Source organism: Streptomyces sp. NPDC002926 (genome assembly GCF_053591755.1).
Window position 1 is genome coordinate 1 of record NZ_JBSFUK010000042.1, and the last position, 21,792, is coordinate 21,792.

General features: G+C 71.3%; 18 protein-coding genes and 1 rRNA gene. 14 read left to right on the forward strand and 5 right to left on the reverse strand.

Annotated features, from left to right (window positions below; genetic code table 11):
* The 3 genes from rrf to ACWDZ6_RS31205 all read left to right on the forward strand — a co-directional run.
* Positions 1-105: ribosomal RNA gene (gene rrf, locus ACWDZ6_RS31195) — 5S ribosomal RNA — on the forward strand; the annotation flags it as partial.
* A gap of 215 nt (positions 106-320) precedes the next feature.
* Positions 321-1,757, forward strand: coding sequence for a hypothetical protein (locus ACWDZ6_RS31200; protein WP_451505500.1), 1,437 nt, complete (start codon positions 321-323; stop codon positions 1,755-1,757).
* Positions 1,679-2,479: a hypothetical protein gene (locus tag ACWDZ6_RS31205; RefSeq protein WP_451505501.1), complete on the forward strand. Its 801-nt coding sequence runs from the start codon at positions 1,679-1,681 to the stop codon at positions 2,477-2,479. Before ACWDZ6_RS31200 ends, ACWDZ6_RS31205 begins: the two co-directional genes overlap by 79 nt.
* A 101-nt stretch (positions 2,480-2,580) precedes the next feature.
* On the opposite strand, the gene ACWDZ6_RS31210 is transcribed toward ACWDZ6_RS31205, so the two are convergent.
* Positions 2,581-3,861, reverse strand: a complete 1,281-nt coding sequence (locus ACWDZ6_RS31210; RefSeq protein WP_451505502.1) for a DUF1015 domain-containing protein — start codon at positions 3,859-3,861, stop codon at positions 2,581-2,583.
* A gap of 72 nt (positions 3,862-3,933) precedes the next feature.
* Between ACWDZ6_RS31210 and ACWDZ6_RS31215 the strand changes: the two genes are divergently transcribed.
* The 4 genes from ACWDZ6_RS31215 to ACWDZ6_RS31230 all read left to right on the forward strand — a co-directional run bounded on the left by ACWDZ6_RS31215 (position 3,934) and on the right by ACWDZ6_RS31230 (position 8,134).
* Positions 3,934-4,962, forward strand: coding sequence for an HAD hydrolase-like protein (locus ACWDZ6_RS31215; protein ID WP_451505503.1), 1,029 nt, complete (start codon positions 3,934-3,936; stop codon positions 4,960-4,962).
* Positions 4,963-5,101: 139 nt separating this feature from the next.
* The gene (locus ACWDZ6_RS31220; protein ID WP_451505514.1) at positions 5,102-6,151 is read left to right on the forward strand and encodes a FecCD family ABC transporter permease; all 1,050 of its coding nucleotides are present in this window, start codon (positions 5,102-5,104) and stop codon (positions 6,149-6,151) included.
* A 91-nt stretch (positions 6,152-6,242) separates the two neighbouring features.
* Entirely contained in the window at positions 6,243-7,277 is a 1,035-nt protein-coding gene (locus ACWDZ6_RS31225; protein WP_451505515.1) for a FecCD family ABC transporter permease, read from the forward strand.
* A 53-nt stretch (positions 7,278-7,330) separates the two neighbouring features.
* Complete coding sequence (locus tag ACWDZ6_RS31230) at positions 7,331-8,134, forward strand: ABC transporter ATP-binding protein (protein WP_451505504.1); 804 nt, start codon at positions 7,331-7,333, stop codon at positions 8,132-8,134.
* Between the two features lie 82 nt (positions 8,135-8,216).
* Here the strand turns inward: ACWDZ6_RS31230 and ACWDZ6_RS31235 are convergent, their stop codons facing one another.
* Positions 8,217-8,564 carry an SCP2 sterol-binding domain-containing protein gene (locus ACWDZ6_RS31235; protein ID WP_451505505.1) on the reverse strand — a complete coding sequence of 116 codons (348 nt, stop codon included), beginning with the start codon at positions 8,562-8,564 and terminating at the stop codon, positions 8,217-8,219.
* Between the two features lie 42 nt (positions 8,565-8,606).
* Between ACWDZ6_RS31235 and ACWDZ6_RS31240 the strand changes: the two genes are divergently transcribed.
* The 6 genes from ACWDZ6_RS31240 to ACWDZ6_RS31265 all read left to right on the forward strand — a co-directional run bounded on the left by ACWDZ6_RS31240 (position 8,607) and on the right by ACWDZ6_RS31265 (position 14,479).
* Positions 8,607-8,960: a hypothetical protein gene (locus ACWDZ6_RS31240; protein ID WP_451505506.1), complete on the forward strand. Its 354-nt coding sequence runs from the start codon at positions 8,607-8,609 to the stop codon at positions 8,958-8,960.
* 7 nt (positions 8,961-8,967) lie between these two features.
* Complete coding sequence (locus ACWDZ6_RS31245; protein WP_451505507.1) at positions 8,968-9,783, forward strand: TlyA family RNA methyltransferase; 816 nt, start codon at positions 8,968-8,970, stop codon at positions 9,781-9,783.
* Entirely contained in the window at positions 9,780-10,697 is a 918-nt protein-coding gene (locus ACWDZ6_RS31250) for an NAD kinase (protein WP_451505508.1), read from the forward strand. The genes ACWDZ6_RS31245 and ACWDZ6_RS31250 overlap by 4 nt, the downstream gene beginning before the upstream one ends.
* A gap of 498 nt (positions 10,698-11,195) precedes the next feature.
* The gene (gene recN, locus ACWDZ6_RS31255) at positions 11,196-12,950 is read left to right on the forward strand and encodes a DNA repair protein RecN (protein ID WP_451505509.1); all 1,755 of its coding nucleotides are present in this window, start codon (positions 11,196-11,198) and stop codon (positions 12,948-12,950) included.
* Positions 12,951-13,151: 201 nt separating this feature from the next.
* Positions 13,152-13,304: a hypothetical protein gene (locus ACWDZ6_RS31260; protein ID WP_451505510.1), complete on the forward strand. Its 153-nt coding sequence runs from the start codon at positions 13,152-13,154 to the stop codon at positions 13,302-13,304.
* An 89-nt stretch (positions 13,305-13,393) separates the two neighbouring features.
* Positions 13,394-14,479, forward strand: a complete 1,086-nt coding sequence (locus tag ACWDZ6_RS31265) for a glycosyltransferase family 4 protein (RefSeq protein ID WP_451505511.1) — start codon at positions 13,394-13,396, stop codon at positions 14,477-14,479.
* A 111-nt stretch (positions 14,480-14,590) separates the two neighbouring features.
* Here the strand turns inward: ACWDZ6_RS31265 and ACWDZ6_RS31270 are convergent, their stop codons facing one another.
* The 3 genes from ACWDZ6_RS31270 to ACWDZ6_RS31280 form a co-directional block, all read right to left on the reverse strand.
* Positions 14,591-16,219 (reverse strand): PucR family transcriptional regulator, encoded by a 1,629-nt coding sequence (locus tag ACWDZ6_RS31270; protein ID WP_366735783.1) that lies wholly within the window; start codon positions 16,217-16,219, stop codon positions 14,591-14,593.
* 171 nt (positions 16,220-16,390) lie between these two features.
* Positions 16,391-17,776, reverse strand: a complete 1,386-nt coding sequence (locus ACWDZ6_RS31275; protein ID WP_451505512.1) for an FAD-binding oxidoreductase — start codon at positions 17,774-17,776, stop codon at positions 16,391-16,393.
* Between the two features lie 96 nt (positions 17,777-17,872).
* Positions 17,873-19,675: a glycoside hydrolase family 15 protein gene (locus ACWDZ6_RS31280; RefSeq protein WP_366735794.1), complete on the reverse strand. Its 1,803-nt coding sequence runs from the start codon at positions 19,673-19,675 to the stop codon at positions 17,873-17,875.
* 450 nt (positions 19,676-20,125) lie between these two features.
* Here ACWDZ6_RS31280 and ACWDZ6_RS31285 point away from each other — a divergent pair, with 450 nt between their 5' ends.
* Complete coding sequence (locus ACWDZ6_RS31285; protein WP_326648994.1) at positions 20,126-21,775, forward strand: CTP synthase; 1,650 nt, start codon at positions 20,126-20,128, stop codon at positions 21,773-21,775.
* The last annotated feature ends 17 nt before the right edge of the window (positions 21,776-21,792 follow it).

Consider the following 21,792-nt stretch of genomic DNA (forward strand, 5'->3'; position numbering starts at 1 on the left):
AGCGTTAGGGAAACGCCCGGTTACATTCCGAACCCGGAAGCTAAGCCTTTCAGCGCCGATGGTACTGCAGGGGGGACCCTGTGGGAGAGTAGGACGCCGCCGAACAATCTTTCAAGGACCCGTGGTCCAGCGTTCACGCTGGGCTACGGGTCCTTTTTGTTTTGCCTATTTTTCGAAGCGCGTCCGATGGCCGGCTGCGCGAGAATGACTGCAGTACCCGAAGACAGGAGTCACGTCGATGTCCACCAACTCTCCCGACGACCGTCCGGAGCGCGAGCCGCGTAGGGACGGTGGCGACCGGGGCGGCTTCCGCGGCGGCCGTGACGACCGGGATCGTGGGCCGCGCCGTGACGATGACCGTGGTGGCTACCGTGGTCCGCGTCGTGATGACGACCGTGGCGGCCGTCCCACTGGTGGTGGTCGTCCCAGCGGTGGTGGTGGTTACGGGTCGCGCCCCAGTGGCAGTGGTGGCAGCAGCAGTGGCGGTGGCTTCCGTCGCGATGACCGTTCTGGTGGCGGCGGCGGTGGCTACGGCCGTCGTGATGACCGGCCGAGTGGGCCGCGCCGTGACGACGACCGTGGTGGCCGTCCCAGCAGTGGTGGTGGCTACGGGCGTCGTGACGACCGGCCGAGCGGGCCGCGTCGTGACGACGATCGTGGCGGCCGTCCCAGCAGCGGTGGTCGTCCCAGCGGTGGCGGCGGCTATGGGTCGCGCCCCAGTGGCAGTGGTGGCAGCAGCAGTGGCGGTGGCGGTGGCTTCCGTCGCGATGACCGTTCTGGTGGCGGCGGCGGTGGCTACGGGCGTCGTGATGACCGGCCGAGCGGGCCGCGTCGTGATGATGACCGTGGTGGCCGTCCCAGCAGTGGTGGTGGCTACGGGCGTCGTGACGACCGGCCCAGTGGCCCGCGTCGTGATGATGACCGTGGTGGCCGTCCCAGCAGTGGTGGTGGCTACGGGCGTCGTGACGACCGGCCGAGCGGCCCCCGTCGCGACGACGAGCGCGGTGGCGGCGGTGGCTTCCGTCGTGACGACCGACGCGACGAGCGTCGTGATGACCGTCCGGGCGGTTTCCGTCGCGATGACCGCGACCGGCCGAGTGGGCCGCGCCGTGATGACGATCGTGGTGGTCGTCCCAGCGGTGGTGGTGGCTACGGGCGTCGTGATGACCGGCCGAGCGGGCCGCGTCGTGATGACGACCGTGGTGGCCGTCCCAGCAGCGGTGGTCGTCCCAGCGGTGGCGGCGGCTATGGGTCGCGCCCCAGTGGCAGTGGTGGCAGCAGCAGTGGCGGTGGCGGTGGCTTCCGTCGCGATGACCGTTCCGGTGGCGGCGGCGGTGGCTATGGCCGTCGTGACGACCGGCCGAGCGGGCCGCGTCGTGATGACGACCGTGGTGGCCGTCCCAGCAGCGGTGGTGGCTATGGCCGTCGTGACGACCGGCCGAGTGGGCCGCGTCGTGATGATGACCGTGGTGGCCGTCCCAGCAGTGGTGGTGGCTACGGGCGTCGTGACGACCGGCCGAGCGGCCCCCGTCGCGACGACGAGCGCGGTGGGTACCGCGGGTCCCGCGACGACCGTGGTGGCTACGAGCGGCGCGACGACCGCGACCGCGGTGACCGGGAGCCGATCAAGCGGCTGCCGATTCCCGAGGACGTCACGGGCGACGAGATCGACAAGGACGTGCGGCAGGAGCTCCAGAGCCTGCCGAAGGGTCTCGCCGAGGACGTGGCCAAGAACCTCGTCATGGTCGCCAATCTGATCGACGAGGACCCCGAGCAGGCGTACGCCTACTCCAAGGTGGCGCTGCGGCTGGCTTCTCGTGTGGCTGCCGTGCGCGAGGCCGCGGGCTTCGCCGCGTACGCGACGCAGAAGTACTCGGAAGCACTTGCCGAGTTCCGGGCGGCCAAGCGGATGACCGGGAGCGTCGAGCTGTGGCCCGTCATGGCGGACTGCGAGCGAGGGCTCGGACGGCCCGAGCGTGCGATGGCGATGGCCGGTGAGCCCGAGGTGCAGAAGCTCGACAAGGCCGGCCAGGTCGAAATGCGGCTGGTCGCGGCCGGAGCGCGCAGGGACATGGGGCAGATCGACGCCGCCATCGTGACCCTGCAGAGTCCCGAGCTGGCGTCCAACTCCGTGCAGCCCTGGACCCCGCGGCTGCGTTACGCGTACGCCGACGCGCTGCTGGCCGCCGGGCGCGACGGCGAGGCGCGTGAGTGGTTCGCTAAGGCGCTCGAGGCCGACAAGGACGGGTCGACCGATGCCTCGGACCGGCTCGCGGAGATGGACGGTGTGGAGTTCGTCGACGCCATGGGCGACGACGAGACGCCCGAGGCGTCCCCGGAGCCGGCGGCGGCCACGGACGAGGCTGACGCCACGGACGAGGCCGAGGTCACCGACGAGGCCGACGCCACGGACGAGGCCGACGCCACGGACGAGGCCGAGGTCACCGACGAGGCCGACGCCGACGGTGACAAGGCCTAGTAGGTAAGTACGCGGAGACGAATGGGCGGCACCCGGCATGGGTGCCGCCCTTTCGTATGTCTGTGTCTTGATCTGTCTGTCTCGTCGTCAGCTCTGGACCGTCAGTCCAGTGCGAGACTTCTGAGGACCAGGCCCGTCGCCGGCTTCGGGCCGAACGACGTGGACTTGCGAGGCATCGTGACGCCCTCACGAGCGAGATCCCGCACGACCTCTTCCCGTACCGGATGCATCAGCACCGCGGTGCCGCCCGTGCGTTCCGCCTGCTCGACGGCCGCCTCCGTGTCATGGATGTAGGCGATGTGCTCCGGGGTGTCCGGGATCCGCCAGATGTGGTCCAGCAGCGTGGAGTGGAGGACCGTGGCATCGAGTGTGCGCCAGGCCTCCGGGCGGTCGCGCCGGACCGTACGGGACAGCAGCTCGGCGTCCGGGCGGTCGACGAGGTGGAATCTGCCGTCGCCCGCGAGGAGGAAGGCGTTGCCCCCGGCGGCCGCGTCCGCGAGAGTCTCGAGCGCGTGCGTCAGCGGGCCGTCGAGGTGTTTGATGCGAAAAGAGCCGGTCAGTGCCGCCAGCGCCTCGGAGACCGGGAGGCGGTGCAACAGGCGGTGGATCGCGCGCACCCTGAGGGGATAGCGGGCCGTGTCGATCAGCAGAACCAGGCCGTAGTTCCAGGGGCTCGAGGAAGGGTGTTCGGCGCGCAGCCGGAGATAGGTCGCCCAGCGGTGGTGGCCGTCGGCGATCAACGCCTGGTGGTCGGAGAGGTCGGTCCGGACCTCGGCCAGGTCGTCGGGGTCCGTCACGGACCACAGCCGGTGGCTGAAGCCGTCCTCCGTGGTGGTGGCCAGTAGCGGGGTGCGCAGGATGGTGCGGTCGATGACGGCGGTCGCGCCGGTCCCACTGCCCGTGCTGCGGTAGGTGAACAGCAGCGGTTCCAGATTGGCGGCGGTCGTACGCATCAGAGCCGCGCGGTCCGCGACGACGTCCGGCATCACGTCCTCGTGCGGCAGGACGACACCCTCGGACGGTTCGGACAGAGCGAGTGCCCCGATGACGCCGCGCTGGAGGATGTCGCCCTTGCGCTGCTCGTACACGTAGAACGCGGGCTCGGGGTCCGGGGCCAGGACGCCCTCGGAGAGCCAGCGGTCAAGGGTCTCGGCGGCCTGCTGGTTGCGGGCGCCGGCAGTGTTCGCCTGCGGGAGGATCAGCCGGACGATGTTGTACGGATCCGCCGACTCCAGATGGAGCAGACCGTCGGGCCTGACGACAACGTCGTACGGCGGCGAGGTCACGGCGGCGAGGCTGCCGACCCGCTCGGGGACATAGCGCAGTCCACGGAACGGGATCAGGTGCAGACCGCCATTGGCCGCGGGACCTTCGTTGTTCATTTGTGCATCGTATGCGGGTTGCGCGCATGAGCGATGATCGGGGGAGCGACACCGAGCGAGGGGCGGAAACGAATGAGTCAGCAGAGCAGGACCCGGCCGAGCGGCAGCGCTACGGCGCTGAGCGAGGCATACGACACGGCGCTGCTCGACCTCGACGGGGTGGTGTACGCGGGCGGTGAGGCGATCGCGCAAGCCGTGGATTCGCTGCTGACGGCGCGGGACGGCGGGATGCATCTCGCGTATGTGACCAACAATGCGCTGCGGCCGCCCGAGGCCGTGGCCGCGCACATCACCGAGCTGGGCGTGCCCACCGACGCGGCGGATGTCATCAATTCCGCGCAGGCGGTTGCCCGGTTGATCTCCGAGCAGGTGCCGGGCGGGTCCCGGGTGCTGGTGGTCGGCGGGGAGGGGCTGCGGGTCGCGCTGCGCGAGCGCGGGCTCGAGCCCGTGGAGTCCGCCGACGACGATCCGGTGGCGGTGGTGCAGGGGTACGGGGGTCCGGACCTGGCCTGGGGGCGGTTCGCCGAGGCCTGTTACGCGATCGCGCGCGGAGTGCCGTGGTTCGCTTCCAACACGGATCTGACGATTCCGAGTGCCCGCGGGATCGCGCCGGGCAATGGCGCGGCCGTGGAGGTCGTACGGATCGCGACGGGCGCGGAGCCGCAAGTGGCGGGCAAGCCGCTGCCGCCGATGCACAAGGAGACGATCCTGCGGACGGGTGCGCGCAAGCCGCTCGTGGTCGGGGACCGGCTGGACACGGACATCGAGGGCGCGTTCAACGGCGGTGTGGACTCGCTGCTCGTACTGACCGGGGTGACCGACGGCGCGCAGCTGCTGGCCGCGCGGCCCGAGCACCGGCCGACCTATGTGGACGCCGACCTGCGCGGGATGCTGACCGGGCAGCCCGAAGTCGCCGAGGCGGAGGGCGGGTTCACATGCGGTGGGTGGACCGCGTGCGCACGGGAGGACGAACTGGCGCTCGACGGGGACGGTGAGCCGTTGGACGGCCTGCGGGCGCTGTGCGCCGCGGCCTGGACCGAGGCCGGCGACGGTGTGTGCGAGCTGGATGCGGGCAAGGCGCTGTCCCGGCTCGGTCTGTAGGGGCGGCCCGCGGGCGGGGTGTCTGCCGGCCGGGGGGTGTCCGCAGGCCGACGCGGTTCATGGATCGCGGCCTCCCTCACCGAGAATCGGCCCTCCCTCACGGAGAGGTGATGAGAGGGTAGGCTAACCTAACCTCGTGTTGGTCGACAGTCTTCCCAAGCAGAGCGCCGAGCCGCAATCCGCCCCCGCATCCCGCAAGCGCGACGGGCTGCGCGCCGCCGGGTTGCTCCTGTCCGTCGGCATCCTGCTGCTGGTCTGCGTCGCGAGCATCGCGACGGGTGCCAAGTCGATGCCGCTGTCCGACGTCTGGCACGGTCTGTTCCACGACTCGGGCGCCGGCAACGACGTGATCGTCCACGATGTGCGGGTACCGCGGACTCTGCTCGGCCTGATCGTCGGCGCGGCTCTCGGACTCGCCGGCGCGGTGATGCAGGCGCTGACCCGCAACCCGCTCGCGGAACCGGGTCTGTTGGGCGTGAACGCCGGCGCCTCGGCCGCCGTCGTCTCCGCCATCAGCTTCTTCGGTGTCACCTCGCTCACCGGCTATGTGTGGTTCGCGTTCCTGGGTGCGGGCGTGGTCTCCGCGCTCGTGTACATCCTCGGCGGCAGCCGCGGCGCTACACCGGTCCGCCTCGCGCTCGCCGGAACCGCCGTCAGCGCCGCGCTCTTCGGCTACATCAACGCCGTACAACTGCTGGACGCCGCCTCGCTCGACCGGCTCCGCTTCTGGACGGTCGGCTCACTGGCGTCGGCCGATATGGGGACCATCGGCAAGGTGGCGCCTTTCATCGGCATCGGCGTGGTGCTCGCGCTGCTGCTCGCCCGGCCACTGAACGCGATGGAGATGGGCGACGACACGGCCCGCGCGCTGGGCGCGCATCTCCATCGCACCCGCATCTTCTCGATGCTCGCCGTCACTCTGCTGTGTGGAGCGGCGACCGCCGCCTGCGGGCCGATCATCTTCATCGGACTGATGATCCCGCACCTCGTCCGCGCCATCACAGGACCGGACATGCGGTGGATCCTGCCGTACGCGACGGTCCTCTCGCCCGTCCTGCTGCTGGGGGCCGATGTCGTCGGCCGGGTCGTCACCCGCCCCGCCGAGCTGCAGGTCGGCATCGTCACCGCGCTGATCGGCGGGCCCGTCTTCATCCATCTCGTACGCCGCAAGAGGATGGCCCAGCTGTGAAGGCCGTGCTGTGTCCTCCCGGGGGACAACCCACGGACCCCCGGCAGGACAGACAGTTCCGACGGCCTGCCCGGAACGTCATGCGAGGGAAATCCCAGTGAAAGCGATACGCACCCCCGGCGGGCTCTCCGTCCGGGTCGATCCCCGAGCGGCCGTCGTCGTGCTGCTGCTCTCCGCCGCCACCGCTGCCACCGCAGTCGTACTCATCGGCAGCGGCGACTTCCCGATCTCATCCGGCGATGTGATCGCCACGCTGCTCGGGAACGGCACGCCGGCACAGGAGTTCATCGTTCGGGATCTGCGGCTGCCGCGGGTGCTGGTCGCGGTGCTCGTCGGTGCCTCGCTCGCCCTCAGCGGTGCGATCTTCCAGTCCATCTCCCGCAACCCGCTGGGCAGTCCGGACGTCATCGGCTTCGGGCAGGGCGCGACCGTCGGCGCGCTCGGCGTCATCGTGCTCTTCCACGGCGGGGCCGTCGCGGTGGCGGGCGGCGCCATCGTCGGCGGAGTGGCGACCGGCGTCGGCGTCTATGTACTGGCCTGGAAGCGCGGGGTGCACGGCTACCGGCTGGTCCTCGTCGGTATCGGTATCGCCGCCATGCTCACCGCCGTGATCCATTATCTGCTCACCAAGGCCAGCCTGGTCGACGCCACCCGGGCCACGCTGTGGATGACCGGCTCGCTCGACGGCCGCGACTGGGCGCAGGTCTGGCCACTGCTGGGCGTGTGCGCCGTCCTTGTGCCACTGGTGTCCGGCTACGGGCGGCCGCTGCGGATGCTGGAGATGGGCGACGACGCGGCGTACGCGCTGGGCGCGCCGGTCGAACGCACCCGTCTGGTGCTGATGAGCGCCGGCGTCCTGCTCATCTCGGTGGCGACCGCGGCGGCGGGACCGATCGCCTTCGTCGCCCTGAGCGCACCGCAGCTCGCCCGCCGGCTGACCCGCTCGCCGGGACCGAACCTGGCCGCCGCCGCGGTGATGGGGGCCGCGCTGCTGCTGGTCGCCGACTGGATCGCCACCAACGCCTTCGGCGAACGGCAGCTGCCGGTCGGTGTGGTGACCGGGGTGCTCGGCGGCTGCTATCTGCTCTGGCTGCTGTTCACCGAACGCAGGGCAGGACGCATATGAGTCCCGTGAAGCCCGTGGCAGACGAACCATCGGAATCCAGGAGTGTGACGACAATGCAGCGCCTCACCGCGGAATCGGTCACCCTCGGCTACGACCAGCGGGTCATTGCCGAGAATCTCTCGGTGGAGATCCCCGACAACTCCTTCACGGTGATCGTCGGCCCGAACGCCTGCGGTAAGTCGACACTGCTGCGTGCCCTGTCCCGGATGCTGAAGCCGTCAGAGGGCCGGGTCCTGCTCGACGGACAGACCATCCACTCGCTGCCGGCCAAGAAGGTCGCCAGGACGCTGGGCCTGCTGCCGCAGTCGCCGATCGCACCGGACGGGATCACGGTCGCCGACCTTGTCGCGCGCGGCCGCTATCCGCACCAGGGACTGCTGCGCCAGTGGTCGCCGGAGGACGAGCGGATTGTCGAGGAGTCGATGGCCGCGACCGGAGTCGGCGAACTGGCAGAGCGCTATGTCGATGAATTGTCCGGTGGACAGCGGCAGCGCGTATGGATCGCGATGGCGCTGGCCCAGCAGACACCGCTGCTGCTGCTCGACGAGCCCACGACGTTCCTCGACATCCAGCACCAGCTCGAGGTGCTCGACCTGTGCGCGGAACTGCACGAGACGCAGGGGCGGACGCTCGTCGCCGTACTGCACGACCTCAACCAGGCCGCCCGTTACGCCACACACCTCATCGCGTTGCGCGAAGGCAGGATCGTTGCGGAGGGCGCGCCCGCGGACGTGGTCAGCGCCGAGCTGGTGGAGCAGGTCTTCGGGGTGAAGAGCCAGGTCATCGAGGACCCGGAGTCCGGGACGCCGCTGGTGGTGCCGGCGTCCCGGAGGCGTAGCGCCGCGGTGGTGTCCTGAGCGCCGGTGCGGTGTCCCGGCCACCGGACACCGTCCTGGCCGCCGGTGCGGTGCCCCGGCCGCCGGTGCGGTGTCCTGAGCGCTACAGCAGTGTCCTGAGGCGGAGCAGATCGCGGAAGCCCGCCTCGAGCCTGACGCGGCCGGAGGCCCAGGCCTTCGCGAAATTCAGCTCGCCGTTCACCATGGCCACCAGATCGTCGCCGCTCATCGCGAGACGGATCTGGGCCTTGTCGGCCGGCGGCCCCTGGAGCGTGTCGACCACGTCGATCCGGCCGTCCCTGAGGCGGCCGGTGAAGGTGATGTCCAGGTCCTTGATGTGGCAGCTGAGGGAACGGTCGAGCGCGGCAGCGCTGCGTACATCACCGTTCGCCCGTGCCAGGTTGTCCGAGAGTTTGTCGAGTGCGCTGCGGCACTCTTCCGTCGTCGCCATCGTGATCGACGGTACCTCAGCGCTTCGCGGTAGCGTCTGGGCATGAGCGACTCGATGCCGGGCCCGGAGATCCATAAGCAGGGGTTTCAGGTGGAACCGGTGAGCCCGGAGCCCGGGAGCCCGGAGCCGGCGGGGCCCGAGGCGGCTGCCCGTCAGGCGTACGACCCTGCCGCGCCCGCGCCCGTCGGCGTACAGCGCGTGCCGACCGGCAACGCCGACGTCGACGAGCGGCTGGCGCGGCTGGCCGACGCGGACCACCTCCCGGCGGACGGACACCTCCAGGTGTACGAGGATGTACACCGGGGGCTGCGCGATGCGCTGACCGCGCTCGACGCACGCCCGGCACCTGCGCCTCAGGAGCCCGCGCCATCACCCTCGTACGACAACAGGAGCTGAACCGAACGTGGCAGGAGTGGCCCGCCGCCGTCTCGACGCCGAGCTGGTACGCCGCAACCTCGCACGCTCGCGCGAGCATGCGAGCCAGCTGATCGCCGCGGGGCGGGTGACGGTCGGCGGCAACACCGCGACCAAACCGGCGACCCAGGTCGAGACCAGCGCCGCTGTCGTCGTCACCAGCGACGAAAGCGACCCCGACTACGTCTCGCGCGGCGGACACAAGCTCGCCGGCGCGCTGGCGGCCTTCGTGCCGCTCGGGCTGAAGGTCGATGGCCGGCGGGCACTGGACGCGGGCGCGTCCACCGGCGGCTTCACGGATGTACTGCTGCGGGCGGGCGCCGCCCATGTCGTCGCCGTGGATGTGGGATACGGACAACTCGCCTGGTCTCTTCAGAGCGATGAACGCGTGACGGTCAAGGACCGTACGAATGTGCGCGAGCTGACGCTGGAGACGATCGACGGTGAGGCGGTGGACCTGGTGGTGGGGGACCTTTCCTTCATTCCGCTCGGGCTCGTCCTGCCCGCGCTCGTCCGGTGTACGGCGTCCGGCGCGGATCTGGTGCTGATGGTCAAGCCGCAGTTCGAGGTGGGCAAGGAACGCCTCGGCAGTGGCGGGGTCGTCCGCAGCCAGGAGCTGCGTGCGGACGCGGTACGCAACGTGGCGCGCAAGGCTGGGGAGCTGGGCCTCGGCGTGCTGGGCATTACCGCCAGTCCGCTGCCGGGCCCCTCCGGGAACGTCGAGTATTTTCTGTGGCTCCGGGCCGGAGCGCCCGAGCTCGACCCGGCGGACGTCGACCGTGCAGTGGCGGAGGGACCTCGTTGACAACGACAGCGGCAGAGACACCAGTACGGACCGTTTTCCTGCTCGCGCACACCGGCAGGCCTGCGGCGATCCGCAGTGCCGAACTCGTCGTACAGGGGCTGCTGCGCCATGGCCTCGGCGTACGCGTACTGGAGGCGGAAGCGGCCGACCTGCCGCTGCCGCCGTCCGTCGAGACGGTCCGCGAGGCGACCCCCGACGTACTCGACGGCTGTGAACTGCTGATCGTCCTCGGCGGGGACGGGACGCTGCTGCGCGGCGCCGAATTCGCCCGCGCCTCCGGGGTGCCGATGCTCGGCGTCAACCTGGGGCGGGTGGGCTTCCTCGCCGAGGCCGAGCGCGACGACCTCGACAAGGTCGTCGCCCGCGTCGTCACATGCGAGTACGAGGTCGAGGAGCGCATGACCATCGATGTCGTCGTGCACAGCAACGGCGATGTCGTGCACCAGGACTGGGCGCTGAACGAGGCGGCCGTGCAGAAGGTCTCGCCCGAGCGGATGCTCGAGGTCGTCCTCGAGATCGACGGGCGGCCGGTGACCGGCTTCGGCTGCGACGGCATCGTCTGCGCGACGCCGACCGGCTCGACCGCGTACGCCTTCTCCGCCGGCGGCCCGGTGGTCTGGCCGGAGGTGGAGGCGCTGCTGATGGTGCCGATCGGTGCGCACGCGCTGTTCGCCAAGCCGCTGGTGACCTCGCCGACGTCGGTCCTCGCTGTGGAGGTGCAGCAGCACACACCCCAGGGGGTGCTGTGGTGCGACGGGCGCAGGACGATCGAACTGCCGCCGGGCGCACGGGTGGAGGTACGGCGCGGGGCCGTTCCCGTACGGCTGGCGCGGCTGCACCACGCGTCCTTCACGGACCGTCTGGTGGCCAAGTTCGCGCTGCCGGTGTCCGGTTGGCGCGGGGCGCCGCACTAGCAGGTGTTCTGGAACACGACCAGCAGGTGTTCCGGAACATGCCCCCGTCCTCACGTGGCTGCGGATGCGGCTCGACCGGCCGCTCGGATTGGGAGCGAGGGGCGGGCACGGTCCGGTGCGCCACACGGTCTTCGGGTGGGCGTCCGGCCGGTGGTCCGGTTCCGCTTCACCGGGCCGCGCGGCTCCCACGAGTACGTCGTGGAGGAAGCGGACGGCGGTGTCGTGCTGAACCATCGCCTTGCGATGCGCGTGCGGCCCCGCCCGGCCGATGCGCGTGCGCGGCCCCGCCGGGCTGACGCGGTGGCTCTTCCGGCGCCGGCCGCACGATTCCGTGAGCGGGGACGGCTCGGGCCGGGCGGGGGGCGTACGCAGGTCGCGGTGGGTCCTTATGTCCGACTGCTGCGGTGTGCGAAGGGGCTCCGGTGACTCTCCGCTGCCCGGGAGAGTGAATCGGAGGCCGGGGCCCGTCGCACAGCGGGCCCCGGACCTCGTAAGGTCATGTCCGTGTTGGAGGAGATGCGGATACGGTCGCTCGGTGTCATCGACGACGCGGTCGTCGAGCTGTCACCCGGTTTCACCGCGGTGACCGGCGAGACGGGCGCGGGCAAGACCATGGTCGTCACCAGCCTGGGGCTGCTGCTCGGCGGGCGCGCCGACCCCGCCCTGGTGCGGATCGGCGCGAAGTCGGCGGTGGTGGAGGGGCGGATCAGTGTGTCCGCCGACGGCCCCGCCGCCGTACGGGCCGAGGAGGCCGGGGCCGAGCTCGAGGACGGCACACTGCTGATCAGCCGGACCGTTTCCGCCGAGGGGCGCTCGCGCGCCCACCTCGGCGGGCGCTCGGTGCCGGTGGGCGTACTGGGCGAGCTGGCCGACGAACTCGTCGCCGTGCACGGCCAGACCGACCAGCAGGGGCTGCTGCGGCCCGCGCGGCAGCGGGAGGCGCTCGACCGCTACGCGGGCGGTGCGGTCACCGGGCCGCACGCCAAGTACGCGGCCGCCTACCGGCGGCTGCGGGCCGTCTCCGTAGAGCTGGAGGAGCTGACCACGCGCGCCCGTGAGCGGGCACAGGAAGCCGATCTGCTGCGCTTCGGGCTGAACGAGATCGCGCGTGTCGAGCCGCGGGCGGCCGAGGACGTGGAACTCGCGGCGGAGGCGGAGCGGCTGGGCCACGCCGAGGCGCTGGCGTCCGCCGCGGCGCTCGCGCACGGTGCGCTGGCGGGCAACCCCGAGGACCCGGAGGGCGTCGACGCGGCGACGCTGGTCGCGGGCGCGGGACGGGCACTGGACGCCGTACGCGCGCACGACCCCGCGCTGGCCGGGCTCGCGGACCGGATGGGCGAGATCTCCATCCTGCTCGGTGATGTGGCGGGAGAGCTCGCCGGGTACGCGGACAATCTGGAGGCCGATCCGCTGCGGCTGGCCGCGGTGGAGGAACGGCGTGCTGCGCTGACCGGGCTGACGCGCAAGTACGGCGGGGCCGGTGAGGGCATTGCCGCCGTGCTGGCGTGGGCGGAGGAGGGCGCGGGCCGGCTCACCGAGCTGGACGGCGACGACGACCGGATCGGCGAGCTGGCGGTGGAGCGGGACGCGCTGCGGGGCGAATTGTCCGGTCTGGCGCAGGCGTTGACCGACGCGCGTACGGAGGCGGCGGCGCGGTTCGCCGACGCGGTCACCGCGGAGCTGGCCTCGCTCGCGATGCCGCACGCGCGCGTGTCCTTCGACATCAGGCAGACCGAGTCCGCCGACGAGGCCTCGGGCGTCGAGGTGGGCGGCCGCGCGGTGGTGTACGGCCCGTCGGGCGTCGACGAGGTCGAACTGCTGCTGGCCCCGCACCCGGGAGCGCCGCCGCGGCCGATCGCCAAGGGCGCCTCGGGTGGTGAGCTGTCGCGGGTGATGCTGGCGGTCGAGGTCGTCTTCGCGGGGACGGACCCGGTGCCGACGTATCTCTTCGACGAGGTCGACGCGGGGGTCGGCGGCAAGGCGGCGGTCGAGATCGGCCGGCGGCTGGCGAAGCTCGCCAAGTCGGCGCAGGTGGTGGTCGTGACGCATCTGCCGCAGGTGGCGGCGTTCGCCGACCGGCAGCTGCTCGTCGAGAAGACGAACGACGGCACGGTCACGCGAAGCGGTGTGACGGTCCTGGAGGGCGAGGACAGGGTGCGTGAGCTGTCTCGGATGCTCGCGGGCCAGGAGGATTCGGAGACGGCCCGTGCCCACGCGGAGGAGCTCCTGGCGACGGCCCGGGCGGACGGGTAGCCCAGCGGCGGGACCGTGACTGCCCGGGCGCGTGAGCCCGTGGTGCGGACTTGCGGTGCGGAGCCCGGGCCTTGTGCCGTGGAGTCCGTGCCGTGGGGGTGCGGGCAGTGTGTGCGGAGCCCGGGTCGGGCGGCTTTGTGCCGTCGGCACGTCGGCAGCACGGATCACGCGCCCGGCCCGCGCCCTGGGCAGGCCACCCCCGTGCGGGCCGGGCGGACCCCCGCCCCGGACGCGGCCCTCGGCGCAGTCGTCGCGGGCAACGGCCGCGCCGGGCTTGTCGTTCACGCCGTCGGTCTCGTCGCCGCGGCCGCCTACGGAGACGTCGTCAGCCGGCTCGAGGGTTCACCCATGTGAGTGATCCGGTGTACGGAGTCCAGTTCCGGACACGGGCACGACGCCCCGACGGTGCCGGAACGTGCGTACGGGCTGGCATCCTTGGCCGGGTGATACAGCTGCGTACGGTCCAAGTGCTGGGCGGCGGCAGCGCGGGCAGCAGCGCGCACGTCAGGTCGCTGGCCGAGGGGCTGGTGGCGCGGGGCGTGCGGGTGACGGTGTGCGCCCCCGCTGAACTGGAGCACGTCTACGACTTCCCCGGCGCCGGGGCCCATTTCGCGCCAGTACCGCGGCGCAGTGACCCGGCGGCGGTCGGCGCGCTGCGCGCGGCGTGCGCGGGCGCGGATGTCGTGCACGCGCACGGGCTGCACGCCGCCGTACGTGCCACGCTGGCCCTGAGCGGGCAGCGAGTACCTCTGGTCGTCACCTGGCACACGCGGGCGCACGACGACGACGGCGCGCGCGGCCAGGTGCTGCGCCTGCTGGAGCGCAGGGCAGCGCGGGCGTCGGCGGTCGTGCTCGGTACCTGCTCCGAGCTCGTCGACCGGGCCCGCACTCGGGGCGCGCGGGACGCCAGGCTCGCGCCGGTTGCCGTACCCGCGCCGCGCGGCCGGCCGGGTGGCGCGGAGAGCAAGGCACGCGCCGAACTGGGCGCTGTCGAACGCCCCTTGTTGATGACCGTCGGGAGCCTGGTGCCGCACCGGGGATACACAACGCTGCTGGACGCGGCCCGGGTGTGGCACGGCCTGGACCCCGTGCCGCTGGTCGTGATCGCGGGGGAGGGACGGCAACGGGGTGCGCTCCAGCGCCGTATCGAGGCGGAAGGGCTGCCGGTGAGGCTGATGGGGCGCCGGGACGACATCGGTGAGCTGCTCGCGGCGGCGGATGTGGCGGTGCTGCCGAGCCGTTGGGAGGCTCGCTCGCTGCTCGCGCAGGAGGCGCTGAGGCTGGGCGTCCCGCTGGTCGCGACGGCGGTGGGCGGCATCCCGGAGCTGGTGGGCGAGGCGGCGGAACTCGTTCCGTACGGTGATGCGGCGGCGCTCGGCGAGGCGGTGGCGCGGCTGCTGGGTGACCCCGGGCGGCGGGAGGAGCTGGCGGCGGCGGGGCGGGCGCAGGCGGCGACATGGCCGACGGAGGACGAGACGATCGCGCTGGTGCTGAGCGTCTACGACGAGTTGGTGGCGGGGCGGAGCTGAGGCTCGGGCCGGGTTCTCCGGCTCGTGGTGCGGCAGCCCGGATCCTGAGAGGTGCCGGGTACGCACCGCACGGACCCCACCCCCCGGGCCCCGGCCCTCTGAGCGCCCACCTCACCCCACGTGTCGTCGCGCCCTCAGTGCCAGGCTCAACGCCAGCACGGTTTGGGGGTCGTCCAAGTCCGTGCCCAGGAGTTCCGAGATCCGGGCCAGGCGGTTGTACAGCGTCTGGCGGTTCAGGTGGAGTTCGCGGGCCGTCTCCGCCTTTCGGCCCGCGTGGGCCAGGTAGGTCTCCAGCGTCGGGAGCAGCGGCGGGCGGGACGCCCGGTCGTGGGCGCGCAGGGGGCCGATCGCACGGTCCACGAACGCCGCCAGGTCCGGATGGTCCCGCAGGCGCCACAGCAGCAGGTCGATGTCCAGCCGGCGCGCGTCGTACCACGGGCGGTCCGGGAGGCCCTGCGCTGCCGTCGCCGTCTCCGCAGCGTGGCGCAGGCCCGCCGACGCCGCCGCCCAGCTGCCGGCCATGCCCACCACCACGACCGGCGGATGCCCGCCGGCCCGCTCCAGGCCGGCCCGTTCCACACCCGCCCGCAGCGCTGTGGCGACCCGGTTCGCGACCGCCGTGCGCTCCGACTCGTTGCGCAGGCCCAGCAGTAGCGGTACGCGGCCCTCCACCGGGCGTACGCCCAGCAGTACCGGCACTCCGACCGAGGCCAGTTCCTCCAGCACCGCGCGTGCCAGCAGCGCCCAGTTCCCCGAAGGGAAGAGCTCAGGGGCGAGGCGCATCACGACCGGCAGCAGCGGGCCATCGCCCGGTCGGAAGCCCAGCACTCTCGCCTGGGCCGGCGCGTCCTCCGCCGTGATGCGGCCCTCCGCGAGGTCCGTCAGGAAGTCGCCGCGGCCACGCGCCGCCAGCTCCTCGTCCTGGCGTGCCTGCATCAGTACGACCGCCAGCAGCCCGGCCGCTCGCTCCGCCGCCATCCGGTGCACCGGAAGCATCGGGGAGCCGACGGCCAGCAGCACCAGCCGGGCGCGTACCGAAGCCGCCCCGTGGCCGCCGCCCGGTACGTCCACGAGGACCGCGCCGGCCGGAGGGGACTCGCGCGCGGCCCGCTGGCCGCGCAGCCCCTCCCACACCTGCAGTGGATCGGCACCGGCCTGCCCCGACTCGGACTCGGCCGCGTACAGCAGTTGGCCGTCCGCAGTCTCCAGGAAGACCGGGTTCGCGGTGAAGTCGGCGAGGATTCGCAGTACTTGGGGTACACCGCCGCCGTCGAGGAGCACCTCCGTACACCGCCGGTGCACTTCCTCGGCCTGCCGCAGCAACGCGTAGTGCCCGTTGACGATCTCGGTGTGGATCTCCTCCGTCACCGAGACGAAGGGGACTTCGCGGTGCAGCTGTACCAGCGGCAGCCCGGCCGCTCTGGCCGTCTCCACGATCGTCGCCGGCAGTCGGCTGAAACGCGGCCCCAGCTCCACCACCAGCGCGGCGATCCCGCGGTCCGCCAGCTGCCGTACGAAGGCGCGCTGCTCGGCCGGCCGGGTGCCGAGGCCCAGGCCCGTGGTGAGCAGCAGCTCACCGCCCTTGAGGAGCGAGGCGATGTTCGGCACCTCACCCGCGTGCACCCAGCGCACCGTGCGGTTCAGCCGTTCCGCGCAGGCGACGACCTCCGGAAGTCCGGCGCGCAGCCCGGGCAGTTCGAGCGCCCGCTGCACCGTGATTCCACCTTGGGTCGTCTCCACTGACTCTCGCCTCGCGATTTGGATCCGGTCCGACGGGCGACGGCCGCCCTGGCTGCGGACGCTACCGGGCCCGTGCACCGGTGCGCATCACCCGGCGCGTCCGGACCGACGTCGCCCGCGCGGCAACCGGACAACATGTCCGGCGCGTGCGGGCAGTTGCCGTGCCTCGTCTCAGCGCAGCGGTTTGATGTTGTGGTTCCGCCGGAACACGTTGGACGGGTCGTACTTCGCCTTGACCGCGGCCAGGCGCTTGTAGTTGTCCTCGCCGAAGCCGGCGAGAACCCGCCCCCGCCCCTCGTCCCCGATGAAGTTCAGATAGACCGTGCCCTGGGACCAGGGCCGTACGGCGGCGCGTACGTCGCGGACCCACTGGATGCCGCGCACGTCGTCGGCCGGGTCCTCCCAGATCCCGAAGGGATGGACGGCCCACTGCGCGGTGCGCCAGGGCAGCGGATAGTCGGCCTCGCTCCTCGCCACCGCGCCGCCCATCGGGAAGAGGACGTGCTGTGTGCCCGTGGGCACGGGCATGGTGTCGGCACGTGAGCAGAAGGCGTCCACGCCCTCGTCCGGGAAGCTGTCGAGGTACTCGGCCGACCAGTAGTTACGCATCCCGGGCGGGTCGTCGAGCATGCACTGCAGCTCCGCGTAGGGCAGTTCGGAGATCACTTCCGCGTCGTGTCCGAGCCCCAGAAGCGGCTCGGTCACCTGTCGGGCCTCCGCTTCCGTGCCCGTGTAGGTGACCAGGGCCGCGCACACGAGCCTGCCGACCAGATGCTCGGGGACGAATGGCTCGGGCGCCCCGGTGAGGTAGATGCAGCCACCGCCTGCCTCGTCCGGCGCCGACTCCATGAAGTCACGGAAGGCACGCACGACTTCGGGCCCGGCCTCCGGCCGGAACAGCAGCATGACCATCGACATCGCGGGCAGCGAGTGCAGTTGCAGGGTGATCGCGGTCACCACCCCGAAGTTGCCGCCGCCGCCGTGCAGCGCCCAGAACAGCTCCGGGTTCTCGTCCGCACTCGCGTGGACGGTCTCGCCGTCGGCAGTCACCAGCTCGGCGGCGATCAGATTGTCGCAGGCCAGGCCGTACTTGCGCTCCAGCCAGCCGGATCCGCCGCCGAGCGTGAAGCCGCCCACGCCGGTGGTGGACGCACGGCCCCCGGTGGTCGCCAGACCGTACGGCTGCGTGGCCCGGTCGAGATGGCTCATGGTGGCGCCGCCGCCGACGCGTGCTGCCCGGGAGGCGGGATCGACGATCACGGTGTGCATACGGCCCAGGTCGACCACGATTCCGCCGTCGGTCGACGACATGCCCGCGACACTGTGGCCGCCGCCGCGGACGGCGATCTCCAGTTCGTGGTCCCGGCCGAAGCGGATCGCCCTGGCCACATCCGCTTCCGTCTCGCACTGCGCGACAACGGCGGGCCGCCGGTCGAGCATGCTGTTGAAGACCGCGCGGGCGTCGTCGTATCCCTGATCGCCAGGGGCGACGGCTGTGCCGGTCAGTTCCTGGCGGAGACCGGCCAGCGCCGCCTCCGCAATGCCTTGGGGCGCCATAGTGGCCCCCTTCCGAGGGCGCGAGGGGACCTTCTCATGGTAGTCCCGATGAGGGAGAGATGATCAGTCGGGCGGTCCTGCCCCGCGGCCTCGCCGCTACCCTCCGTAAGCCCCGGAAGCCGTCAGCCGCAGCGCCGTGTCGATCAGCGGCACATGGCTGAACGCCTGCGGGAAGTTACCCACCTGGCGCTGCAGCGTCGCATCCCACTCCTCGGCCAGCAGCCCCAGATCGTTGCGCAGGGAGAGCAGCTTCTCGAACAGCCGCCGTGCCTCGTCCACCCGGCCGATCATCGCCAGGTCGTCCGCGAGCCAGAACGAGCATGCCAGGAACGCGCCCTCGTCGCCCTCCAGGCCGTCGACGCCGGCATCCGCGCCCGCGGTCGGATAGCGCAGTACGAATCCGTCCGGCGTGGCCAGCTCACGCTGGATCGCCTCGATCGTGCCGATGACGCGCTTGTCGTCCGGCGGCAGAAAGCCCATCTGCGGAATCAGCAGCAGCGAGGCGTCCAGTTCCTTCGAGCCGTACGACTGCGTGAAGGTGTTGCGCTCCTTGTCGTAACCCTTCTCGCAGACATCGCGGTGGATGTCGTCGCGCAGCTCGCGCCATCGCTCGATCGGCCCGTCGGCGTCGCCGGACTCGATCAGCTTGATGGTGCGGTCGACCGCGACCCAGGCCATGACCTTCGAGTGCACGAAGTGCCGGCGCGGCCCGCGCACCTCCCAGATGCCCTCGTCCGGCTGGTCCCAGTGCTTCTCCAGGTAGCGGATCAGCTTCAGCTGCAGCACCGAGGCGTAGTCGTTGCGCGCGAGACCTGTCATATGGGCCAGATGCAGCGCCTCGGTGACCTCGCCGTACACATCCAGCTGCAGCTGGTGCGCGGCGCCGTTCCCGACCCGTACCGGAGTCGAGTTCTCGTAGCCCGGCAGCCAGTCCAACTCGGCCTCGCCCAGCTCCCGTTCGCCCGCGATCCCGTACATGATCTGCAGGTTCTCCGGGTCGCCGGCGACCGCGCGCAGCAGCCACTCGCGCCAGGCGCGGGCCTCCTCGCGGTAGCCGGTGCGCAGCAGCGACGACAGGGTGATCGCGGCGTCGCGCAGCCAGGTGTAGCGGTAGTCCCAGTTCCGTACGCCGCCGACCTCCTCCGGCAGCGAGGTCGTCGGCGCCGCGACGATCCCGCCCGTCGGCGCGTACGTCAGCGCCTTCAGGGTGATCAGCGAGCGCACCACGGCCTCGCGGTAGGGCCCGTTGTACGTACAGTGCTCGACCCACTCCCGCCAGAAGTCCGAGGTCGCCTCCAGCGAGCCCTCCGGATCGGGAAGCGCCGGCGGCTGGTGGTGCGAGGGCTGCCAACTGATCGTGAAGGCGATCCGCTCACCGGGAGCGACCGTGAAATCGGAGTACGTGGTGAGGTCCTTGCCGTACGTCTCCGTGTCGGTGTCCAGCCAGACCGAGTCGGGCCCGGCGACGGCGACCGTACGACCGTCGACCTTGTGGACCCACGGCACCACACGCCCGTAGCTGAAACGCATACGCAGCGCCGAGCGCATCGGCACCCGCCCGCTCACGCCCTCCACGATCCGGATCAGCTGCGGCGCGCCGTCACGAGGCGGCATGAAATCCGTCACACGGACCGTTCCGCGTGGTGTGTCCCACTCCGATTCGAGGATCAGCGAGTCCCCGCGGTAGCGGCGACGGTCGGCGTTCGGCGGCTTGACCCCCGCGGCATGTGCCGGGCCCAGCCTCCAGAAGCCGTGCTCCTCGGTGCCGAGCAGGCCGGCGAAAATGGCATGCGAGTCGAAGCGGGGTAGGCACAGCCAGTCCGCAGAGCCGTCCCTGCAGACCAGCGCCGCTGTCTGCATGTCTCCGATGAGTGCGTAATCCTCGATGCGCCCGGCCACGTGCATCTCCAGTCGAACGGCCACGTCCGCCCCTCGGGGCGCTTACTGCTTCAAGGGTCGTTGACGAGCGCGGGTTCCGGGTGACGGACGGGGATGGTGCCGTTTGCCGGCCTGGCTCGGCAGCGATTGTCCGAGCAGGATACGACGGGCTCGGAAGCGAGTGTCCGAGCAGGATACGACGCAGCCCGGTGATCCGCGCGACCGTCCCGGCAACATCGGTCCGCCGAACGGGTGAGCCAAGGGTGAGCCCAAGGTGAACGGGGTGCTCATGTGGGAGCGCGCGGCCGGAAGCAGTCACCCGCTGTCGCTGATACCCTGGTACCCCGTGGACCGGTGGCCGCCCTGTGCAGAACAGGGGCCCCGAAACCGCAGCGACGGCACCCCCCGAACCCCTTCGAAGGGTCGCCGGTACGCACCTCACCTCGCGACCACGGGAGCCCCCTCTTGGCGATGCCGCCCAAATCCATGACGACCAAGCACATCTTCGTCACCGGGGGTGTCGCCTCCTCCCTCGGCAAGGGCCTCACGGCCTCCAGCCTGGGCGCGCTGCTCAAGGCACGGGGCCTGCGGGTCACCATGCAGAAGCTCGACCCGTACCTGAACGTCGACCCCGGCACGATGAACCCGTTCCAGCACGGTGAGGTGTTCGTCACCAACGACGGTGCCGAGACCGACCTGGACATCGGCCACTACGAGCGCTTCCTCGACGTGGACCTCGACGGCTCGGCCAACGTCACCACCGGCCAGGTCTACTCCACGGTCATCGCCAAGGAGCGCCGCGGCGAGTACCTGGGCGACACCGTGCAGGTCATCCCGCACATCACCAACGAGATCAAGCACCGCATCCGCCGCATGGCCACCGACGACGTCGATGTCGTCATCACCGAGGTCGGCGGCACGGTCGGTGACATCGAGTCGCTGCCGTTCCTCGAGACCGTCCGCCAGGTCCGCCACGAGGTCGGCCGCGACAATGTCTTCGTCGTGCACATCTCCCTGCTGCCGTACATTGGGCCGTCCGGCGAGCTGAAGACCAAGCCGACCCAGCACTCGGTCGCGGCCCTGCGCAACATCGGTATCCAGCCGGACGCGATCGTGCTCCGGGCGGACCGTGAGGTGCCGACGGCGATCAAGCGCAAGATCTCGCTGATGTGCGACGTCGACGAGGCCGCCGTCGTGGCCGCGATCGACGCCAAGTCGATCTACGACATTCCGAAGGTGCTGCACACCGAGGGTCTGGACGCGTATGTCGTGCGCAAGCTGGACCTGCCCTTCCGTGATGTCGACTGGACCACGTGGGACGACCTGCTGGACCGGGTGCACAACCCCGACCACGAGGTCACCGTCGCGCTCGTCGGCAAGTACATCGACCTGCCGGACGCGTACCTCTCGGTGACCGAGGCGCTGCGCGCCGGCGGCTTCGCCAACAAGGCCCGCGTCAAGGTCAAGTGGGTCGCCTCAGACAACTGCAAGACCCAGGCGGGCGCCAAGAAGGAGCTCGGCGACGTCGACGGGATCCTCATCCCGGGCGGTTTCGGCGACCGAGGTGTCAGCGGCAAGGTCGGCGCGATCCAGTTCGCCCGTGAGAACAAGATCCCGCTGCTGGGCCTCTGTCTCGGCCTGCAGTGCATCGTGATCGAGGCCGCGCGGAACCTCGCCGAGATCCCCGACGCCAACTCCACCGAGTTCGACGCCGCCACCGCCCATCCCGTCATCTCGACGATGGAGGAGCAGCTGGCGTACGTCGAGGGTGCGGGCGACCTCGGCGGCACCATGCGGCTCGGCCTCTACCCGGCGAAGCTCGCCGAGGGCTCGATCGTGCGCGAGGTCTACGGCGACCAGCCGTACATCGAGGAGCGCCACCGCCACCGCTACGAGGTGAACAACGCCTACCGCGCGGAGCTGGAGAAGAAGGCGGGCATCCTCTTCTCGGGCACGTCTCCCGACAACAAGCTGGTCGAGTACGTCGAGTACCCGCGCGAGACGCACCCCTACCTGGTGGCCACCCAGGCGCACCCGGAGCTGCGTTCCCGTCCGACCCGTCCGCACCCGCTCTTCGCCGGTCTGGTCAAGGCCGCGGTGGAGCGCAGGACGGGCGTGTAGTTCCAAGCGATACGGTT

Coding starts and splice junctions, on each gene's coding strand:
- ACWDZ6_RS31285 (WP_326648994.1), top strand. CDS start 20,126: ATGCCGCCCAAATCCATGACGACCAAGCACATCTTCGTCACCGGGGGT.
- recN (WP_451505509.1), top strand. CDS start 11,196: ATGTCCGTGTTGGAGGAGATGCGGATACGGTCGCTCGGTGTCATCGAC.
- ACWDZ6_RS31235 (WP_451505505.1), bottom strand. CDS start 8,564: ATGGCGACGACGGAAGAGTGCCGCAGCGCACTCGACAAACTCTCGGAC.
- ACWDZ6_RS31230 (WP_451505504.1), top strand. CDS start 7,331: ATGCAGCGCCTCACCGCGGAATCGGTCACCCTCGGCTACGACCAGCGG.
- ACWDZ6_RS31240 (WP_451505506.1), top strand. CDS start 8,607: ATGAGCGACTCGATGCCGGGCCCGGAGATCCATAAGCAGGGGTTTCAG.
- ACWDZ6_RS31210 (WP_451505502.1), bottom strand. CDS start 3,861: ATGAACAACGAAGGTCCCGCGGCCAATGGCGGTCTGCACCTGATCCCG.
- ACWDZ6_RS31275 (WP_451505512.1), bottom strand. CDS start 17,776: ATGGCGCCCCAAGGCATTGCGGAGGCGGCGCTGGCCGGTCTCCGCCAG.
- ACWDZ6_RS31215 (WP_451505503.1), top strand. CDS start 3,934: ATGAGTCAGCAGAGCAGGACCCGGCCGAGCGGCAGCGCTACGGCGCTG.